The sequence below is a fragment of the Tetzosporium hominis genome (assembly GCF_002265435.1).
Taxonomy (GTDB): Bacteria; Bacillota; Bacilli; order Bacillales_A; family Planococcaceae; genus Chryseomicrobium; species Chryseomicrobium hominis.
This window is the reverse complement of sequence record NZ_NOKQ01000051.1, coordinates 1-241: the sequence shown is the minus strand read 5'-3', so window position 1 is coordinate 241 and position 241 is coordinate 1. Positions and strand designations below refer to the sequence as shown.

General features: G+C 44.0%; 1 pseudogene. It reads right to left on the bottom strand.

The window, feature by feature from the left end:
- A pseudogene (locus CF394_RS00160) lies at positions 1-241 on the bottom strand (EamA family transporter); the annotation flags it as partial.

The window sequence follows — 241 nt, the reverse complement described above, 5'->3', positions numbered from 1 at the left end:
AGCAGCGGCATTTCCCTTTTCGATTGAGGCAAAAAATGTATATTGGACGGCCAGCATTCCAAAAATGGAAAATACCAAAATCGAACAAATATCTGTTTTTTTCTTCCATATCTGACACACATGTTGAAATCCGTTTTTCATTGAAACATATAGCAAGAGAATGACGCCCGACGCCAGAAGCCTGACGGAGACAAGCGAGCCGGCATCAGCCGCTCCCCTTTCAAATACAAACTGTGCAGCG